Source organism: Oceanimonas baumannii, from assembly GCF_002245495.1.
Taxonomy (GTDB): domain Bacteria; phylum Pseudomonadota; class Gammaproteobacteria; order Enterobacterales; family Aeromonadaceae; genus Oceanimonas; species Oceanimonas baumannii.
In genome coordinates this window covers 174,661-193,050 of record NZ_NQJF01000008.1, presented here as the reverse complement: position 1 = coordinate 193,050, position 18,390 = coordinate 174,661, and the positions used below count along the sequence as shown (strand labels likewise).

Here is an 18,390-nt window from a genome sequence, read left to right as displayed (position 1 = left end):
TTATTGTGAATAATCCATGCTCAAATGCTGATATTAAGCCTTCGTCGTTAACAGGAATACAGCAACAGATCAGGAAAAAAAACGGGAACAGTTCAGGCCATCATGCTCCTTATCCGAAATCTGCTCGCCACATGGTTTCATCGGGCAACAAAGTGTGCTGCCCCTGCCGCCACCCTGTTGTGGAGCTGGCGTAGATCATGAAATATGGCACCTTGGTTAAAACGAGAATTATTACCACCTCCATTGACTGTCGGTCGGTCGAAGGTTACCATCCTCGCCATTACTTCATCTGATGTCTCTGTTGAGGACGAACATGGGTCAGTTTTTATCGCTACATTTCCGGACATGTCCGGAATCATTACGGTGCCGGTTTCCTGCACCCCTGGTGTCTTCCTGCACGGTGGTTGCAGCTTCATTGCTGTTTGCCAATAGCACTTCCGCTCAGGCAGAGCAAGTGTCAAAGGATACATTTCAGGAACAAGAAGTAGCCGAGTCGGCCAATATGCAGACACTGCCGGCGGTAACCGTGACTGCAGACAGAGCATTGGATATGGGCAATGGAGCGGTCCGCGGTTACGTTGCCGAGCAGTCGGGCATCGGCACAAAGACCGACACCTCGATTCTGGAAACTCCGCAATCTATTTCGGTTATTACCCGGCAGCAGATGGACATGCAGCAGCCTGGCAGCAGCAGTGCCGCGCTACGTTACACCGCCGGGGCGACCAGTGAAAAATATGGAGGTAATGGCAGTTATCTCGATATGACCCGGATCCGTGGGGTCGATGCCGATTACTATCTGGATGGTCTGCGGATTATCGGTAATCCGGGCAGCTGGTTGCCGCAGGTGGATGCCTATTCCCTGGAGCGGATCGAGGTGCTGCGTGGCCCGGCATCGGCCATTTACGGGCAGGGCACGGGCGGCGGTATCGTGAACCAGGTCAGCCGCAAACCGCAGGAGGACGCACAGCATGAGGTGAGCCTGCAGTTCGGCAACTTTAATCGCAAGCATATTGGTCTGGATAGCACCGGTGCACTCAATGACGACGGCTCACTGCTATATCGTTTTACCGCCAGCGGGCTGGATACCGAGGGACAGATCGAAGACGTGCGTCACCAGCGGCTCTATCTTTCCCCTTCATTTACCTGGCGACCAAATTCATCTTTGTCGTGGACGGTGCTGGCGACGCACTCCCGCGAGCCTGAATTGCCTAACTACAACAGTCTGCCGGCTGCTGTGCTGGGGCTGGATAACAGTCCTTATCCGCAGATTGATCGAGAACGAAATTTCACGGACATGAATTTTGCCAACTCTTCTCGCAAGCAAAACTCCCTGAGCTCGCTCTTCGATTATGATTTTGGCAACGGGTGGATGTTTTCCAGTAATGCACGGTACATGTATGTGCAATCGGATCTGCAGCGTGGCGTTGTCTATGGTTACCAGGAGGTCAACGGACTGCCACAGCTACGCGGGTATTACGAACTGACACCGGCCAAGGTGAATACGTTCAGCATGGACAATCACCTGCGTGGTGATCTGGAGTGGGGAGCGACCACGCACACCATACTGGCGGGGGTCGATTACACCAGGGGAACGCTGAAAAATGCGTTATATAGTGTAGGCCCTTTGCTATTCGACCCTTATGGCTCTGAATATCGTCCGGACATTACACCTGATTTTACCGCCAGCCGTGAGGCCCCCTGGAAGGTCCGGCAGAAGTTTACACGTACTGGCGTCTATCTTCAGGATCAGATTGCCTACGACCGCTGGCGCCTGACACTCAGTGTGCGGCATGACTGGTCAGAAACGGATGATGAGACCCACAGCTATTCTCCAACAGCGCGAGTACACCAGCAGAATGATAAAAAGTGGAGTGGCCGGGCGGGCTTGAGTTACCAGTTCGACACAGATCTGGCACCTTATGTCAGTTATGCCACATCCTTTGATCCCCTGTTGGGCACGGATTACAAGGGGGATGCGTTCGTCCCGGTTGAGTCCAGGCAAACCGAGGTCGGCATCAAATACCAGCCCGAGGGTTCCGGTATGTTGTTGAGTGCTGCCGTGTTTGAACTGGAACAGACCAACGTGAAAACCAGTGATGCCAATCATCTGGGGTTTAACACTCAGGCGGGAAAGGTGCGTACCCGTGGTGTCGATTTACAGGCAACAGCCGCGCTGACCCCCAATCTCAATGTGATGGCTAACTACACCTACCTCGACAATGAACTGGTCAAGGATGCTTCCTACCAAGGGAAAAGCCTGACCCAAACGCCTGCGCACAGCGGCTCTCTCTGGATGGATTACCGGTTTGATCAACGTCCACTCTCAGGTTTGCAGATCGGCGGCGGCATACGCTATCTCGGCAAGTCCTTTGGTGATCCCAGCAATGATTTTGAGGTGCCGTCGGCAACCCTCATGGATCTGGCGTTGACCTACCCGCTGGACGCGCTTTCCGCTGATCTGAGCGGAGCGTCACTGGCGTTGAATGTGAGCAACCTGACGAACAAAGAGTATGTCGCCAGCTGCACCTCACGCCTGTATTGCTTTGTAGGCCAGGACCGGACGATGACTGCAACGCTGAGCTATCGGTGGTGATGTCCGTGCTCGATAAAATGTGCTCTCGGCGCGGGGTGCTGAAAGGCCTGCTGGCAGGAGGCGTGATGGTCACGGCACCTTGCCTGCATGCCGGAACTCGCTCACCAGTCACACTGACGGACATTGCTGAGCGTCAGGTGTACTTTGACCGGCCGATATCGCGTCTGCTGCTGGGAGACGGAACACTGGCTTACGTGATGGCGTTGCTGAAACCCGAAGATCCGTTCGGTGATGTGATTGGCTGGGGTGATAACTTCCGGGCGGCGGACCTTGACGGCTATCAGGCTTATCGGGACCGGTTTCCGGATATTGATAATATCCCCTCCTTCTCGGGCAGAACGGTGGATGCCATCGACAGCGAGTTTGCGCTCTCGCTGGAGCCGGATGTGGTTGTCATGAACCTGAGCTCCAGGCCGGCGGTTGAGTCGTCGGGGCTGATGCATGCGCTGGCTCAGGTGGGTATTCCCATGGTTTTCGTGGATTTCCGCACTCGGATTTTCGGTAACACGGCCCGTAGTATTCATCTGCTCGGGGATCTGCTGGGTCAGCAGGCGCGTGCCGTTGAGTTTCTGCATTTCAGGCAGGAGCAGATCAGCCGGGTGACGGAGCCGCTGAAACACCTCCGGACGAAGCCGAGTGTCATGATAGAGCGTGCGGCAGGGCTGTATGACGACTGCTGTCTGACCTACGGGGATGGCAACTTCGGTGAGCTGGTTACGGCGGCCGGGGGCGAAAACCTGGGAACCCGGTTTCTGCATGGGATGTTTGGCACCCTGCATCCGGAGCAGGTCATTGAGTCCGATCCGGATGTGGTGCTGGTAACCGGGGCCAACTGGTCACTGTATTCTCCTCTGGGGGACTGGGTTGGTCTGGGGCCTGGTGCCGATCTGGCGCAGGGGCAACAAAGCCTTAAACGGCTGATGGCACGTCCGGCCTATCGGCTGCTGTCAGCGGTGAAGACCGGCAGGGTTCACGCGATCTGGCATCCCTTTTACGACAATCCCTATCATTTTATTGCGCTGCAGCGCATCGCGAAGTGGTTGCACCCCGAGCTGTTTGCTGCGCTCGATCCGGAGGCGACCTTTGCCGAGCTGCATGAACGCTTTCTTCCCGTTTCCTATCAGCCCGGCTACTGGCTTAGCCTGGATGGAGAAATCTCATGACGGAATCAGTCATTACCGGGTCGGCCATGTCCGGACGTGGCCGGCGTCTTTATCTTGAGCTGGCACAGCGGCGCTTGCGCATACTGGCGGGTATCAGCCTGTTGACCCTGGTGTGCTTTGTTGCCGATCTGGCCGTTGGTCAGGCCCGCTATACCTCCGCCGAGGTGCTTTCAGCGCTGTGGGATCCGGCTGTTCCGCTCGCGGTGCAGGTCATTCTTTGGGATATCCGCTTGCCGGTTGCGCTGACCGCGCTGGTAGTGGGAGCCAGTCTGTCAGTGGCAGGGGTGCAAATGCAGACGGTGTTGGGTAACCCGCTGGCCAGTCCGTTTACTCTGGGCCTGTCCGCGGCAGCCAGCTTTGGTGCTGCGCTGGGGATGATTCTGGGGGTGACCATTCTGCCGGCATCGGCCGTGGCTTTTGCCATTCCGGCCAACGCCTTTCTGGTCTCGATGCTGGCCGCGCTGGTGATTTACCGTCTGAGCCAGAAACGCGGTATTACCACGGAAATGATTGTACTGCTCGGCACCACGCTGGTCTTTACGTTTACTGCCTTGCTGGAGGCGCTACAGTATGTCGCCCCCAATCAGGCGTTGTCCGCCGTGGTGTTCTGGATGATGGGCAGCTTGTCGCGTACCGACTGGCCCCAGCTGGCCATTCTGAGTGTCATCCTGCTGTTCGTGTCGCTGGTGTTCGCGCGTCAGGCCTGGGCCTTCACGGCGCTGCGCCTGGGTGATGCCCGGGCGACGAGTCTGGGTGTTGCCGTGGGCCGGTTAAGGCTGCAGGGCATTCTGCTGGGCAGTTTGCTGGCGTCGGTGTGCGTGTCGTTTGTCGGTACGATCGGGTTCGTTGGCCTGGTGGCCCCTCACATCGCACGGATGCTGGTAGGGGAAGATCAGCGCTTCCTGCTGCCTGCCTCTGCGCTGTGTGGTGCCTGTATGCTGTCTGCCGCGTCGGTGCTGAGCAAGACGCTGGTTGAGGGGCAGGCCTTGCCTATCGGGATTGTGACGTCGCTGGTCGGTGTGCCGATGTTTTTTGTTCTGATTTTGCGTTCGAGGAAGCTGTGATGGAATTACTCAAAGTATCAGGGGTATCCGTGGCGTTCGATAACCGCATGATCTTGCAAAACCTGGAATTTGGTCCGCTGTATGCCGGTACGGTGACCGCCCTGTTGGGCTCCAATGCGGCAGGGAAATCCACGTTGTTGCGCCGGATGGCCGGTGAGCTGGGTGGTAAGGGCAAGGTCGAGGTGGCCGGGCAAGTGGTTGAGTCCTGGCCGGTCTGCCATTGCAACCGGCCGGGCCATGTCCCTCAGGATATTTCGATGAGATCGTCTTTGCGGGTTTTCGAAGCCGTGTTGCTGGCAAGCAAACAGGGCAGTGGCTGGGTGGTGGATGATGAGGAGATGGATGCGGTTACCCGTATGTTGCAGACGCTGGGTATTCAGGCGCTGGCAGATCGCGAACTGTCAGCCCTGAGCGGAGGCCAGCGACAACTGGTGTCCATTGCCCAGGCGTTGGTGCGGGAGCCCCGGGTGCTGCTGCTGGATGAGCCGACCAGTGCCCTTGATTTACAAAATCAGTTTGAAGTGCTGGAGTTGCTGTGCCGGCTGGCACGTGAGCGAGCCATGTGTGTGGTGCTGGCGGTGCATGATATCAACCATGCTCTGCGTTTCACGGATCATGTGGTTGTGCTGCATCAGGGGCGGGTGGAGGCGGCCGGTCCGCCGCTGGAGGTACTGACCCCGGCGTTGCTGGAAAAAGTGTATGGTGTACGGACACGTCTGGAGCATTGCTCACAGGGGGAACCGTTTCTGGTGGTGGAACAATCGGTCAGAGCCGGCGAGGCGCAGCCCGTTACGATGGGGGAGGCAAGATGAGCAGAATGGGAGAGCGGTTAATTTTGTTGGCCATGCCCAGTATTCATGCAGGTGCATGGCGCTACCCCGGCGCGGATCCCGGCTTCCAGGCCAGCTTCGAGCAGATGGCATGGTTTGCCCGGACACTGGAGCAAGGATGTTTTGACGGGTTGTTCCTGCCCGATACCCTGGCAGCCCGGGCCGCACCGATAGAGACACTGGTGCGGGGGCACAGCATTGTCACGCTTGATCCGCTGACGCTGCTGCCTGCGCTGGCGGCAGTAACACAGCATATCGGTCTGATCGGCACGGCCAGCACGACCTATAACGAGCCTTACATGCTGGCGCGTCGGCTGGCGTCACTTGATGTGATCAGTGGCGGCAGGGCGGGCTGGAATCTGGTGACGTCCAGCAATCCCAACGAAGCGGCGAATTTCGGTGCCGAACAGCATATGGAGCACGGTGCCCGTTACCGGCGGGCGCGGGAGTTTTGTACGGTGATGGACGGCTTGTGGGAAAGCTGGGATCAGGACGCTTTCTGTCGGGATGCCGACAGCGGTCTTTATTTTGACGCTGAAAAAATGCATGTGCTTGATCATCATGGCCCCCACTTTTCCGTGCGTGGTCCGCTGAATGTGGAACGGCCCGTTCAGTCACGACCGGTGGTGGTGCAGGCCGGTGCGTCGGAGGCGGGGCGGCAGATTGCAGCCGAAACTGCCGAGGTGATTTTCACCTATCAGACGGATAAAGAATCGGCCCAGCAGTTTTATGCCGAAATGCAGTGCCGGGCCCGTGCGGCAGGCCGCCAACAAGCCTTGAAAATCATTCCGGCGGTATTTGTGGTGTGGGGGGAGACGCTGGCGCAGGCACAGGAGAAAAGACGCCGGCTGGACCTACTGGTGGATGATGCGAGCAGCCTGGCCACGCTGTCCATTGCCCTTGGCCATGATATTTCTCACTATGATCCGCACGGACCGCTGCCTGATATTCCCGAAAGCAATGCCAGTAAAAGTGGTCGTGAGCGGGTGATCCGGCTCGCCCGCAGCGAGGATCTGAGCATCATCGCGTTGGCTCGTCGCATCTGTGGCTATCAGGGGCTGGAAATGGTTGGCACGGCTGAGATGATCGCGGATCAGATGCAGCTATGGCTTGAGTGCGGTGCGGCGGATGGATTTAACATCATGTTTTCCCACTTACCGGGAGGGGCAACCGAATTCGTGGCGCAGGTTGTGCCCGAACTGCAACAGCGAGGTTTGCTCAGGCTGCAGTATGAAGGCAACACGTTCCGAGACAACCTGGGGCTGAGAACGCCCGGGCCCGGCTATTCACGCGGTTAACGTGACTGGCCAGAGGCCGGTTTTGTCAGCATGTGCAGACAGGCATCCGCCACGCTATCGGCAAAGGGCGTGCAGTTGTTTGTCTGTGCAGCGATAACGTCGTCCGTGGCACCATGAACGCCGGAATAAATAAGGAGTGCCACAACTCTCGGGTGTTCCGGCGCCCAGAGCCCCGCAGAGATCCCCCCTTCGATAATGCCCAGTAATTGCTTCAGAATGGCATTCTTGTCCTGGTTGGACCGATCATGATGGTGGTGATTGGTATAAACGATGTCGTGTATCCGGTAAGTATCAACGTAGGTTTCCACATTAGCCCGGATCCAGGTGCGCAGCCGGCCGGCCCAGTCGTCTTCAGCACAGGATCCGACGGCTTGTTCCACCCGGGCAAGGAAATGCTCGGTGTAGCGACTGCCAAGCGCTGCCAGCATTTCATTCTTGGACGGGAAATAATGGTAGAAGGTACCTTTGGCCACGTCTGCTGCGTCGACAATGTCGCTGATGGTTGTCGCGTCGACGCCTTTTTCGAGAAACAGTGCTTCCGCTGCGTTCATTAACTCATTAAGCCGAACATCAGCAGGCTTGGTGCGAGGCCGGTGGTTGGCTGGGCTCTTGGTGCCAGAGGGTTTTGCTTGCATCACATTTTCTCAAGTGTCGATAAAACCCTTAAGTGTAAAGGGAAGAGTGCTGAGTGTCTTTAGAGAATCCATGTCAGTGTACCTGTCCCCTTTCTACTATCGGGGACAGGTACATAAGCCGGGTCAGTGATTAAAACCATTATGCCGAATACGCGTCTCAGTAAGACTGGCTGTGTACCCCTTTGACCGCCCTGCCGGAGGGATCGGCCATGTTTTTCCATTGTTCGTCCCATTCCAGTGCGGTGGGAGTCGAGCAGGCGACCGAGGGGCCGCAGGGTACGCATTCAGCGGCGGAGTCTTGAGGGAAGTGGCCTTCAAAAATGGCCCGGTAGTAATAGGCTTCCTTGCTGGTAGGGGTGTTAAGCGGAAAGCGAAATGCCGCCGTGGCCATCATCTGATCGGTGACTTCTTCTTCCACCAATGCCTTCAGGCTGTCTATCCAGGAATAACCCACACCGTCGGAGAACTGCTCTTTCTGACGCCAGGCCACTTCACGGGGGAGCAAGTCTGCAAAGGCTTCGCGCAAGATGTGCTTTTCCATCCTGCCGTTCACGCACATCTTGTCGGCCGGGTTGAGACGCATGGCCACATCCATGAACGCTTTGTCGAGAAAGGGAACTCTGGCCTCGATTCCCCAGGCCGCCATGGACTTGTTGGCACGCAGGCAGTCAAACATGTGTAGCGCTTGGAGCTTGCGTACGGTTTCTTCGTGAAAGGCCTGGGCGTCCGGAGCCTTGTGAAAATACAGATAGCCACCAAAGATCTCGTCGGCACCCTCACCGGAGAGCACCATTTTAATGCCCATGGCTTTAATGCGCCGGGCCATCAAATACATGGGGGTGGAGGCCCGCACCGTGGTGACGTCATAAGTTTCCAGGTGATAGATCACCTCGCGCAGGGCATCGAGTCCTTCCTGCACCGTATAGTGCAGCTCGTGATGCACGGTGCCAAGCTGGTCTGCCACCTTGCGGGCGGCAATCAGGTCTGGTGCGCCTTCCAGGCCAATGGCAAAAGAGTGCAGTCGGGGCCACCATGCCTCGCTGTTGCCATCGTCCTCAATGCGTTTGTCGGCATAGAGTTTGGCAATGGCCGAGACGATGGAAGAGTCGAGTCCGCCGGAAAGCAGCACACCGTAGGGAACATCACACATCAGCTGGCGCTTTACGGCGGCCATCAGGGCTTCACGCAGTTCACTCACGCTGGAGGTGTTGTCTTTTACTGCATTGTATTCTTCCCAGTCGCGCTGGTAATAGCGGCGGATCTGGCCTTCCTTGCTGTAGAGCAGATGCCCGGGCGGAAATTCGCTGATGGTTTTGCATACCGGGGTCAGCGCTTTCATTTCGGAGGCCACATAGAAGTTACCTGCTTCATCATGGCCGGTGTAAAGCGGAATAATACCCATATGGTCCCGGCCAATCAGGTAGGCGTCGTTTTCCTCGTCATAAAGAACAAAGGCAAAGATACCGTTAAGATCATCGAGAAATTCCGGTCCTTTTTCCTGATAGAGGCCGAGGATGACCTCACAGTCGGAATGGGTCTGAGGCTGATAACCGCAGGTAAGGCCTGCTTCCAGCTCCTTGTGGTTGTAGATTTCCCCGTTCACCGCCAGGGCATGGGTACCGGCGGGGTTGAGCAGGGGCTGGGCACCGCTGTCCAGTCCAACAATGGCCAGACGTTCATGTACCAGAATGGCGTTGTCATGACTGTAAATACCCGACCAGTCGGGGCCGCGGTGGCGCAGCAGTCGGGAGAGCTCCAGCGCCCGGGTGCGCAGGGCGGCAGGATCAGACTTAAGTTCCAGAATACCGAAAATCGAGCACATGGCGTTATCCTTAACCAGAAAGATAGAATGTTTTCAGATTGGCAAAAGATGAAGGAACTGGAAAGTAAAACCCATAAAAAACCAGAAAAAATCATTTTCTGGTTTTAATTCATTAAAAAAATAGCATTATTTTTGATGGTTGATCAAAGTTGTCTGTGCCGAAGGGACTACAGCCTGAGTGCCGGCGTGATGGGATCGTCCACCCGGAACCAGCCGGCAATACTGAGCCGGGCTCGATTTGCCGGCAATACTTCGTGCGGAAACCGCTCCGATAAAAAGCACACCAGGGTGCCACCTGCGGGCATGATCCGCTGTACAGGCGTCTTGCTCTTGTCACCATATACCAGTAGCTCGCCACCGTGTTCCGGCTGCCAGTGGTCGTTAAGATAGAGTACTGTGGTCAGCCGGCGGTTGCTGCGACCGCGAAAGGCGTCCAGGTGTTTTTTATAAAAGTCACCCTGGTCATAGCGGGCGTAGTGACATTCATAATCCTTAAGTCCCATAAACAGGTGGCGGTTTAGCTGTTGCTGCAAATCCGCCATCTGTGTCATATAGGCCTGCTGGGGCGCTGTTGAGCCGTCCAGCCAGCGGGTTTTGTCGGTGCGAATGCGTTCGTTATTGTGATTGGCCTGTTCCCGTCCGATACCTGCCGGTGTGATTTGCCAGTCGGGCAGGCTGACAAAGTCATGGCGTAGCGCTGCAATCTGAGCAGTATTGAGAAAGTCAGGAAAAATGCCGATGCCGGGGCCGGCAATGGCGCCAATAATATCGTCGTGAACCAAATTGGTGTGTGCTGCGCTGGTCAATAGCAAACCCTCCTGTGGGATGCTTATGTACACCGTCAGCAGTGCGGGGAACAGCGAGAAATTTTTCCGGTCAGCAGGAATTAAATTACGACTGGAGCCAAATGAGTGGCTAAGGAACAACGAAAAAACCCCGCACATTGCTGCGCGGGGTTTTAAAATCTGGCGGTGAGGGAGGGATTCGAACCCTCGATACGTTTCCGTATACACACTTTCCAGGCGTGCTCCTTCAGCCACTCGGACACCTCACCAAATTTTTGTTGCGGTTTTATTGGGGAGTGTTCGCTTCACTCCGTGGTGTTCCCTTGGGAACGGGGCGTAATGTACTGACAGAGGCGGGCGGGTTCAAGTCTTTTTATGCATTTGCTGCCCGACTGCCTTTTTACTGTTCAGTCTGCCGGCTTAATGCACAGCCGTCGGTACTTTTTGTGGTTCGTCCTGCATCAGATAGCCCAGTTCACCGAGCTCCTGGACCAGCTGGTGTGTCGCCATCATGGTTTGCTGCACAATCCATTGAAACTGATGTTGCTCGATGCCGGCCTGGGTGTGCAGGTACTCCGCCACAATCAGACGGGGCAGGTTGTCGTCTACGATGTCGATAAATACCTTCAGACTGGGGTAGTTCATGTTCAGTCTGCCCAGATCGGCCATTAACATCAGCAGTGCTGTAGGGCGAATTTCCACTTCAGTCGTAATAATGGCATCTTCGTGCTCTACAAACAGCCGGCTTTCCAGGATGCCGTCCAGCCCCTGCAGTTCGGCAAGGTGAATGCCATGGCAGTTTTCGCAAATGTAATGATCAATGTGGCCGGCCACCAGCCAACGCATGGCAATTTCTGCTGTTAACACGTGATATCCCGATAAAAATAACGCTGAAGGGGCGATATTGTAAACCAAAGCGGTGGCAGCGCAAACCAATGCACAAATGCCAAGGCTGGTTGCTTTTTATGCAAAAAACGGGAAAGCTGCGTCAGGGGGCCGGTGAACGGCTGTGCAACAAAAAGGTTTATAAAATGAAGATATTACTGGCAGCGGTAGATCTGCAGAAAGGCTCTGAACAGGTGATTGAACGGGCGGCCATGCTGGCCGTAGAGCTTAAGGCCCGTTTGCACCTGGTGCATGTGATTGATGAGGCCATGGTGCTATATGAACCCATGGTGGAAATCTCGGTGCGCCGGCGGTTGCAGCAGGGGGCCGTGCAGGCTCTGGAGCAGCTGGTCAGCAGCCTGCCTTCGGAACAAAGAGCACATATTGAACCGCATGTGATCCTGGGTAAACCCTCTCAGGCCCTGGCACACAAAGCCATAGAGATCGGTGCCGACTTAATTATCGCCGGCCCGCAACATCAGGAGCCGGTGCAGGAGCTGTTTCTGGGAACCACGGTGGAACGGTTGCTGCGCCATTGCACCATGCCGGTGCTGGTGGTGAATGGCAGCGGTCCGCAGCCATACCGGCAGCTGGTGGCGGCCACGGACTTTTCCCGCAGCTCTCATCATGCCCTGCGGGCAGGACTGGCGCTGGCCCCCCAGGCCAGGGTGAGCCTGGTACATGTGTTTGAACCCCCGGTGTTACTGGGGTTTTTGCGTCAGGAAAATGTGCACCCTGACAGCATGATGGCGCATCAGCGTACCCGTATAGAGCAGGAGGTACGGGAAGAAATGTCGCATTTTATTGCCGAAGACGAGCACCATCGTATCGACACCCGCATTGTTTCGGGGGAAGTGAAAAAAGCGATTACCGCTGTGGTGGAAGAAAGCCAGGCGCAGCTGCTGGTGCTGGGCTATCATGGCCGGCAGGGCATCAGCCGGTTGCTGGTGGGCAATCTGGCCATGAGCTTTTTAAGTGCGCCTCCCTGTGATGTGCTGGTAGCGCGTTAGTTGCCTGCTGGTTAATTCCTGAACAAGCCTTTGAACTTTGCTGCAGCCGCCGGTATCCTTGGCGGCCTCTGGCGTTTTGCCTTTCCCTCTTCATTATCAATAGCGAGTCTGTTTCTTTGATTTCCACTAACAACATCACCATGCAGTTCGGCGCCAAGCCGCTATTTGAAAATATTTCCGTCAAGTTTGGCGATGGAAACCGTTATGGTCTTATCGGTGCCAACGGTTGTGGTAAATCCACCTTTATGAAAATTCTGGGGGGGGATCTGGAGCCCAGCGCCGGCAACGTGAGCCTGGATGTTAACGAGCGCATCGGTAAGCTGCGTCAGGATCAGTTCGCCTATGAGAACGAAAGGGTGCTGGACGTGGTGATGATGGGCCATGCAGAGCTGTGGGCTGCCATGCACGAACGTGACAGTATTTACGCCAACCTTGAAGCGAGCGACGAAGATTATATGCGTGCCGCCGAGCTGGAAGGCCTGGTGGCCGAATATGACGGTTACACCGCGGAGGCCCGTGCCGGCGAGTTGCTGCTGGGCGTGGGTATTCCGCTGGAGCAGCATCAGGGCCCAATGAGCGAAGTGGCGCCGGGCTGGAAGCTGCGGGTTCTGCTGGCGCAGGCGCTGTTTTCCGATCCCGATGTGCTGCTGCTCGACGAACCCACCAACAACCTGGATATCGATACCATTCGCTGGCTGGAAGGCGCACTGAACGAGCGCAACAGCACCATGATCATCATTTCTCACGATCGCCATTTTCTGAACAGTGTGTGTACTCATATGGCGGATCTGGATTACGGCGAGCTCCGGGTCTATCCGGGCAATTACGACGAGTATATGCTGGCTGCTACTCAGGCCCGGGAGCGGCTGCTGTCCGACAACGCCAAGAAAAAGGCGCAAATTGCTGAGCTGCAAAGCTTTGTGTCCCGCTTTAGCGCGAATGCGTCCAAGGCGCGTCAGGCGACCTCCCGTGCCAAGCAGATCGACAAAATCAAGCTGGAAGAGGTCAAGGCATCCAGTCGCCAGAACCCGTTTATTCGTTTTGAGCAGGACAAGAAGCTCTACCGCAACATTCTCGAAGTGGAAGGCCTGGCCAAGGGCTATGGTGAGGAACCGCTGTTTAAAAACCTCAGCATGCTGGTAGAAGTGGGTGAGCGCATCGCCATTCTGGGTACCAACGGCATTGGTAAATCCACCCTGGTGAAAACCCTGGTGGGTGAGCTGCCGGCAGACAGCGGCAGTATTAAATGGTCGGAAAATGCCAGCATTGGTTATTACGCCCAGGATCATGCCGTTGATTTCGACACCGAGCTCACTGTGTTTGAATGGATGAGCCAGTGGCAGCAGGAAGGCGACGACGAGCAGACCGTGCGCTCGGTGCTGGGCCGGCTGCTGTTCAGTCAGGACGACATCAAGAAAAAGGTGGGCGTGCTGTCGGGCGGTGAACAGGGGCGTATGCTGTTTGGTAAACTGATGATGCACAAGCCCAATATTCTGGTGATGGATGAACCCACCAACCACCTGGATATGGAATCCATCGAGTCACTGAATATGGCGCTGGAAATGTACCCGGGGACCCTGATCTTCGTGTCACATGACCGGGAATTCGTGTCATCGCTGGCCACCCGTATTCTGGAGCTGAGTGAAAGCGGCATCCGTGACTTCAGCGGCAGCTACGATGACTACCTGCGTGAGCAGGGCGTGTTCTGATTTTTCATTCCTGTATTTCTATTTTGTCACTCCCGCGGAAGCGGGAGTCCAGTGCAATGTGCCATGGATCTCTGCCTTCGCGGAGATGACGATGGTTGAGTTGCGGAGATGACGATAGCTGAGTTACAGAGATACAAAAAAACGCCGGGCATTGCCCGGCGTTTTTTATTCATGCGGCAAGAATGGTATCAGCGCAGGATCAGCATCGGCTTGTGAGACTCCTGCAGTATCAGGTTGGTAATGCTGCCCAGCAGCCACAGGCGGATACGGGAATGGCCATAGGCCCCCATTACCATCACATCCATGTTCTGTTTTTCCTGGTAGGCCAGCAGGTTTTTCTTCACTTCTCCCTGCAGCAGTGCAGCGGTGGCCTGATGGCCGTTGTCTTCCAGTAACTGTCGTGCTGCTTCCAGCTGGAGCTGCTTTTCTTCGCTGGGGCCGGCAACCATCACCAGGTGGCATTCCAGACCCTTGAACAAGGGGGATTTGGCAATATAGTCCACGCACTTGCGGGTGGTGTCACTGCCATCAAAGGCAATCATGACCCGTTGGGGAGGGCGGAAGTCGCCATCGGTCAGCAGCAGCGGCTTGTCAGTGGTCCGGATCACCTGCTCCACATGGCTGCCCAGGCGCTCGGGGTTATCGTCTTCATTATTGCCACGACGGCCCAGTACCACCAGATCTGCATAGTCATCATATTGCGCCAGTACGTCGGTGAGCCGTCCCTCACGTGAAATGGTGCGTGGGGCAGGATATCCCGCCTGTGTGATATGCGCGCTGGCCTGCTCCAGCAGTACCTGGCTCTGGGTTCTGACAAGCTCAGCCCGTTTTTTGTCGAGATCGGCAAGTTCGGCATGGATCTTGTCCTGAGCACTGAGGCTGGTAGCGGCGCCCATGTTGTAGAGCAGAGTCGGCTCTGGCTTGTGCCTGACATTCAGCAGCACCAGAGAGGCGGAAAGTTGTTGGGCAGCCCAGGCCGCATAGTCGCTGACACAGGCGGTGTATTTTGAACCGTCGATACCAGCCAGTACATTGATGCTCATATTTTTCATCCTGATAAATAATTGATACAAAATGAATTTCGGGGGCTTATTGGCCGCACTGTAGCACAGTTTTTTGTTGGTTAAAGAAGTGATGGGCATGACTGTCACATTTATTGATACAGAACAAAACGACCTGAACTTAGCGTCATTTAGTTAAAAATATTATGTAAAAAAACGTAATAAAACTGATCATGGACATGTCGAATAAAGTAGCCGACAGGTTTTCTTTCGGCCGCGGAGCAGTACCTCCGCATAGCTGAAGCGATACATATCAGCTGGCTTCGGCTTTATATAAGGAGAATATCCATGAAAACCGTCATGTCCTTAATGGTTGCCGCCGTGTTTGCCCTTGGCATGGTGCCGCTTTCTTCATCCGCCGCAACTGCGACTCAGCCTGCTTTTGATGTGCCCTTGCAAGTAGGAGATGGTGCAGATAACCGGCAGTGCAAAATGCTTGAAAAACAGGGCAAGAAACTGCCGGGTTATTGCCGTCCGTAGTACTTGAGTGGTTTGCCTGACAGCACAAGGAAGCCGGGCGGCTTCCTTGTTTTCGGAGGGAAAATGGCTGGTATACGCTGTGACTATCAGTAAGTCACGGTGGTGCCGGGTTTAGCGCAAGATCAGCAGCGGTGTCATGGCGTCCCTGAGCATGGCGGTAGTGGTGCTGCCGACCAGCCACTGGCGGATCCGGGAATGGCCATAGGCTCCCATGATGATTAAATGGATGTCATGCTCTTGCTGATAGCTGACCAGGGCCTTGCCGGCGTCGCCGGGTACGATGGCCGTAGTAGCGGATATATCCGCTTGCTCCAGTAACTGACGGGCCCATTCCAGCTGCGCGCGGTTATCGTCGGTGTTGGCACCGGCCAGCGCCAGGTGCAGCTCCAGTCCTTTAAACAGGGGGCTGGCCGCCAGCATTTCCACCCCCTTACAGGTTGTGGCGCTGCCGTCAAAGGCCAGCATGATTTTCTGTGGCGCATGAAACTCGCCCTGAGTTACCAGGACAGGCCTGTGCATGGCACGGATGACCTGCTCTACATGACTGCCTAAATGCGCATGGGCCGAGGTTGAAGCCTCGCCATGACGCCCCAGCACCAGCAAGCGGGTGTGTGGCTCCAGCTCCACCAGATTATCTACCAGGGTGCCATGGCGCTGCAGGGTGTCGACATCAGTGGCTCCGTTTGCACTCACCCGCTGTTTGGCTGCCTCCAGCATCAGCCGGCCTTGCTCCCGGGCCAGTTTACCCCGTCTGGCATCCAGCTCGGCCAGCTCCGCCAGCAGTTGTTCCTGACTGCCCAGGCCGATACTGCCGCTCAGGTCGCCCTGTACCGGCTCCGGGTTTTTGTCGAGGATATGAATCATAGTCAGAGGGGCACCCAGGCGCTGGGCCGCCCAGCCGGCCCAGTCGCATACGCCGGCGGCGTGGCCTGAGCCATCGATACATGCCAGTACTTGTTCGGTCATTGCCTGTCTCCTTTAGTGACCCATGAGTTTTTCAACGGCCTTGGGATCATTATGCACGGCAAAGCGATCTACCAGGGTTGCGCTGGCCTCGTTCAGGCCAATAATGTCCACTTCCGTGCCTTCCCGTTTAAACGTGAGCACCACTTTGTCGAGGGCACTGATGGCGGTAATGTCCCAGAAATGGGCGCGGCTGAGATCGATGCGCACACGCTCGGTGACTTCCTTGAAATCAAAGGCGGCTACAAACTGCTCGGCGGAGGTAAAGAAAACCTGTCCCACTACCTGGTATTCGCGGGTACCGTCTGTGGTCTTTTCCGAACCGATATACAGGAGCTGACCCACCTTGTTGGCAAAGAACAGCGCACTCAGCAGCACACCCACCAGCACGCCCCAGGCCAGGTTATGGGTATACACCACCACGGCGACAGTGGCGAAGGTGACCAGGCTGCTGCTTACCGGCAGCGTGCGGACATCGCGGATTGAGCTCCAACTGAAGGTACCGATGGACACCATGATCATGACTGCCACCAGTGCCGCCATGGGGATTTGCGATACCCAGGGGCCAAGGAACACCACCAGAATCAGCAGCACCACCCCGGCCACCAGGGTGGAAAGCCGGCCTCGGCCACCGGACTTCACGTTGATCACCGACTGGCCAATCATGGCACAACCGGCCATACCGCCGAGCAGGCCGGTGGCGATGTTGGCCACGCCCTGGCCCTTGCACTCGCGGTTCTTATCGCTTTTGGTGTCGGTGAGGTCATCTACTATGGTGGCGGTCATCATTGACTCCAGCAGGCCCACCACCGCCAGTGACAGAGAGTAGGGGAAGATGATGGCAAAGGTTTCCAGGTTCAGCGGCACATCGGGCCACAGGAACACGGGCAGCGTATCGGGCAGCTCACCCATGTCACCCACGGTGCGTATATCAATGTTGAAGACCATGGCAACGATGGTGAGACCGACAATGCACACCAGCGGTGACGGCAGCAGTTTACCGATACGGGGCACCAGCGGCAGCAGATAGATAATGCCCAGGCCGGCAGCGGTCATGGCGTACACATGCCAGGTGACGTTGGTCAGCTCCGGTAACTGGGCCATAAAAATCAGGATGGCGAGCGCATTAACGAAGCCGGTGACCACGGAGCGGGATACAAAGCGCATCAGCTGGCCGAGCTTGAGATAACCGATAATGATCTGAAATACACCGCACAGCAGGGTAGCCGCCAGCAGGTATTGCAGGCCGTGCTCCTTGACCAGTGTGACCATCAGCAGCGCCATGGCGCCGGTGGCGGCAGAAATCATGCCCGGCCGGCCACCGGCAAAGGCAATGACAACCGCCATGCTGAATGAGGCGTAAAGGCCGATTTTGGGATCGACACCGGCAATAATGGAGAAGGCGATGGCTTCCGGGATCAGAGCCAGCGCGACCACCAGGCCGGCCAGTACGTCGCCTCTGACGTTAAAGAACCAGGTTTGCTTGAGATTGGAGATCATTACGGTTTCCGAATTGTGTTGCACGCAAACGTTATGCAAAATCTTAATTTAAACGTCATTTGTTATAAGCGTGGCGATTTTAAGACCGGTTATTATAAAGATCCGGTCCGGCTCGGACAAGGCGAGTGGCATGGCCGCCAGACGGGAAGGGATGATGTTGTCACAGAAACAAAATAAGGAGAATAGGGAAATGAGCGAGAACAGAATGCTGGGAAGCCGGGTACTGGATCTGATGCAGCATATTGGTCTGATTATTGTGGCGGTGGCAACGGTGATAGCTGTGGCTCTGGAAGTCAACACCATGTGGCAGGCACGCAACGTGACCCTGGCTGATCTGCTGCTGATGTTCATTTATCTGGAAGTGCTGGCGATGGTGGCGATTTACCTGCGTTCGGGCAAGTTACCCATCCGCATTCCGCTTTATATTGCCATCGTGGCATTGGCCCGGTATCTGATCCTGGATATGAAAGGCATGGATAACTGGCGGTTGATCACCGTGGCCGGAGCTGCGCTGGTACTTGCGCTGGCCATTCTTGCCATTCGGGTAGGCCACACCAAGTATCCCTACGATAAGGATGATAGCGGGCATTAA

16 protein-coding genes and 1 tRNA gene are annotated in these 18,390 nt (G+C 56.1%); 9 read left to right on the top strand and 8 right to left on the bottom strand.

Annotated elements, in window-relative coordinates; all coding sequences use genetic code 11:
* Nucleotides 1-454 precede the first annotated feature (454 nt).
* From B6S09_RS11135 to B6S09_RS11115, 5 genes are read left to right on the top strand one after another with little or no spacing between them, the layout of a single operon-like run.
* Nucleotides 455-2,593 carry a TonB-dependent siderophore receptor gene (locus B6S09_RS11135; protein WP_208321728.1) on the top strand — a complete coding sequence of 713 codons (2,139 nt, stop codon included), beginning with the start codon at nt 455-457 and terminating at the stop codon, nt 2,591-2,593.
* A gap of 5 nt (nt 2,594-2,598) precedes the next feature.
* A complete protein-coding gene (locus B6S09_RS11130) occupies nt 2,599-3,756 on the top strand; it encodes an ABC transporter substrate-binding protein (protein WP_208321729.1) in 1,158 nt (385 codons plus the stop codon).
* Nucleotides 3,753-4,820: a FecCD family ABC transporter permease gene (locus tag B6S09_RS11125; protein WP_094278555.1), complete on the top strand. Its 1,068-nt coding sequence runs from the start codon at nt 3,753-3,755 to the stop codon at nt 4,818-4,820. Before B6S09_RS11130 ends, B6S09_RS11125 begins: the two co-directional genes overlap by 4 nt.
* Nucleotides 4,820-5,632 carry an ABC transporter ATP-binding protein gene (locus B6S09_RS11120; protein ID WP_094278554.1) on the top strand — a complete coding sequence of 271 codons (813 nt, stop codon included), beginning with the start codon at nt 4,820-4,822 and terminating at the stop codon, nt 5,630-5,632. Before B6S09_RS11125 ends, B6S09_RS11120 begins: the two co-directional genes overlap by 1 nt.
* Nucleotides 5,629-6,948, top strand: a complete 1,320-nt coding sequence (locus B6S09_RS11115; RefSeq protein WP_094278553.1) for an LLM class flavin-dependent oxidoreductase — start codon at nt 5,629-5,631, stop codon at nt 6,946-6,948. Before B6S09_RS11120 ends, B6S09_RS11115 begins: the two co-directional genes overlap by 4 nt.
* Here the strand turns inward: B6S09_RS11115 and B6S09_RS11110 are convergent.
* The 5 genes from B6S09_RS11110 to B6S09_RS11090 form a co-directional block, all read right to left on the bottom strand.
* The gene (locus B6S09_RS11110) at nt 6,945-7,499 is read right to left on the bottom strand and encodes a TetR/AcrR family transcriptional regulator (RefSeq protein WP_208321730.1); all 555 of its coding nucleotides are present in this window, start codon (nt 7,497-7,499) and stop codon (nt 6,945-6,947) included. The genes B6S09_RS11115 and B6S09_RS11110 overlap by 4 nt on opposite strands.
* A gap of 241 nt (nt 7,500-7,740) precedes the next feature.
* Complete coding sequence (asnB, locus tag B6S09_RS11105; RefSeq protein WP_094278551.1) at nt 7,741-9,405, bottom strand: asparagine synthase B; 1,665 nt, start codon at nt 9,403-9,405, stop codon at nt 7,741-7,743.
* Between the two features lie 167 nt (nt 9,406-9,572).
* Nucleotides 9,573-10,211, bottom strand: coding sequence for a 2OG-Fe(II) oxygenase (locus tag B6S09_RS11100; RefSeq protein WP_094278550.1), 639 nt, complete (start codon nt 10,209-10,211; stop codon nt 9,573-9,575).
* A gap of 160 nt (nt 10,212-10,371) precedes the next feature.
* Nucleotides 10,372-10,459, bottom strand: a tRNA-Ser gene (locus B6S09_RS11095).
* Between the two features lie 151 nt (nt 10,460-10,610).
* Complete coding sequence (locus tag B6S09_RS11090) at nt 10,611-11,036, bottom strand: YbjN domain-containing protein (protein ID WP_094278549.1); 426 nt, start codon at nt 11,034-11,036, stop codon at nt 10,611-10,613.
* A 119-nt stretch (nt 11,037-11,155) separates the two neighbouring features.
* On the opposite strand from B6S09_RS11090, the gene B6S09_RS11085 reads away from it, so the two are divergent.
* Both B6S09_RS11085 and B6S09_RS11080 read left to right on the top strand, forming a co-directional pair.
* Nucleotides 11,156-12,085 (top strand): universal stress protein, encoded by a 930-nt coding sequence (locus B6S09_RS11085; protein WP_243832831.1) that lies wholly within the window; start codon nt 11,156-11,158, stop codon nt 12,083-12,085.
* Nucleotides 12,086-12,201: 116 nt separating this feature from the next.
* Nucleotides 12,202-13,794: an ABC-F family ATPase gene (locus B6S09_RS11080; protein ID WP_094278548.1), complete on the top strand. Its 1,593-nt coding sequence runs from the start codon at nt 12,202-12,204 to the stop codon at nt 13,792-13,794.
* A 188-nt stretch (nt 13,795-13,982) separates the two neighbouring features.
* On the opposite strand, the gene B6S09_RS11075 is transcribed toward B6S09_RS11080, so the two are convergent.
* Nucleotides 13,983-14,837 carry a universal stress protein gene (locus tag B6S09_RS11075; protein WP_094278586.1) on the bottom strand — a complete coding sequence of 285 codons (855 nt, stop codon included), beginning with the start codon at nt 14,835-14,837 and terminating at the stop codon, nt 13,983-13,985.
* Nucleotides 14,838-15,143: 306 nt separating this feature from the next.
* Here B6S09_RS11075 and B6S09_RS11070 point away from each other — a divergent pair, with 306 nt between their 5' ends.
* Nucleotides 15,144-15,335, top strand: a complete 192-nt coding sequence (locus B6S09_RS11070) for a hypothetical protein (RefSeq protein WP_094278547.1) — start codon at nt 15,144-15,146, stop codon at nt 15,333-15,335.
* 111 nt (nt 15,336-15,446) lie between these two features.
* Here the strand turns inward: B6S09_RS11070 and B6S09_RS11065 are convergent, their stop codons facing one another.
* A complete protein-coding gene (locus B6S09_RS11065) occupies nt 15,447-16,301 on the bottom strand; it encodes a universal stress protein (RefSeq protein ID WP_094278546.1) in 855 nt (284 codons plus the stop codon).
* Nucleotides 16,302-16,313: 12 nt separating this feature from the next.
* Nucleotides 16,314-17,798 carry a SulP family inorganic anion transporter gene (locus B6S09_RS11060; protein ID WP_094278545.1) on the bottom strand — a complete coding sequence of 495 codons (1,485 nt, stop codon included), beginning with the start codon at nt 17,796-17,798 and terminating at the stop codon, nt 16,314-16,316.
* A 190-nt stretch (nt 17,799-17,988) separates the two neighbouring features.
* Here B6S09_RS11060 and B6S09_RS11055 point away from each other — a divergent pair, with 190 nt between their 5' ends.
* A complete protein-coding gene (locus B6S09_RS11055; RefSeq protein ID WP_094278544.1) occupies nt 17,989-18,390 on the top strand; it encodes a phosphate-starvation-inducible protein PsiE in 402 nt (133 codons plus the stop codon).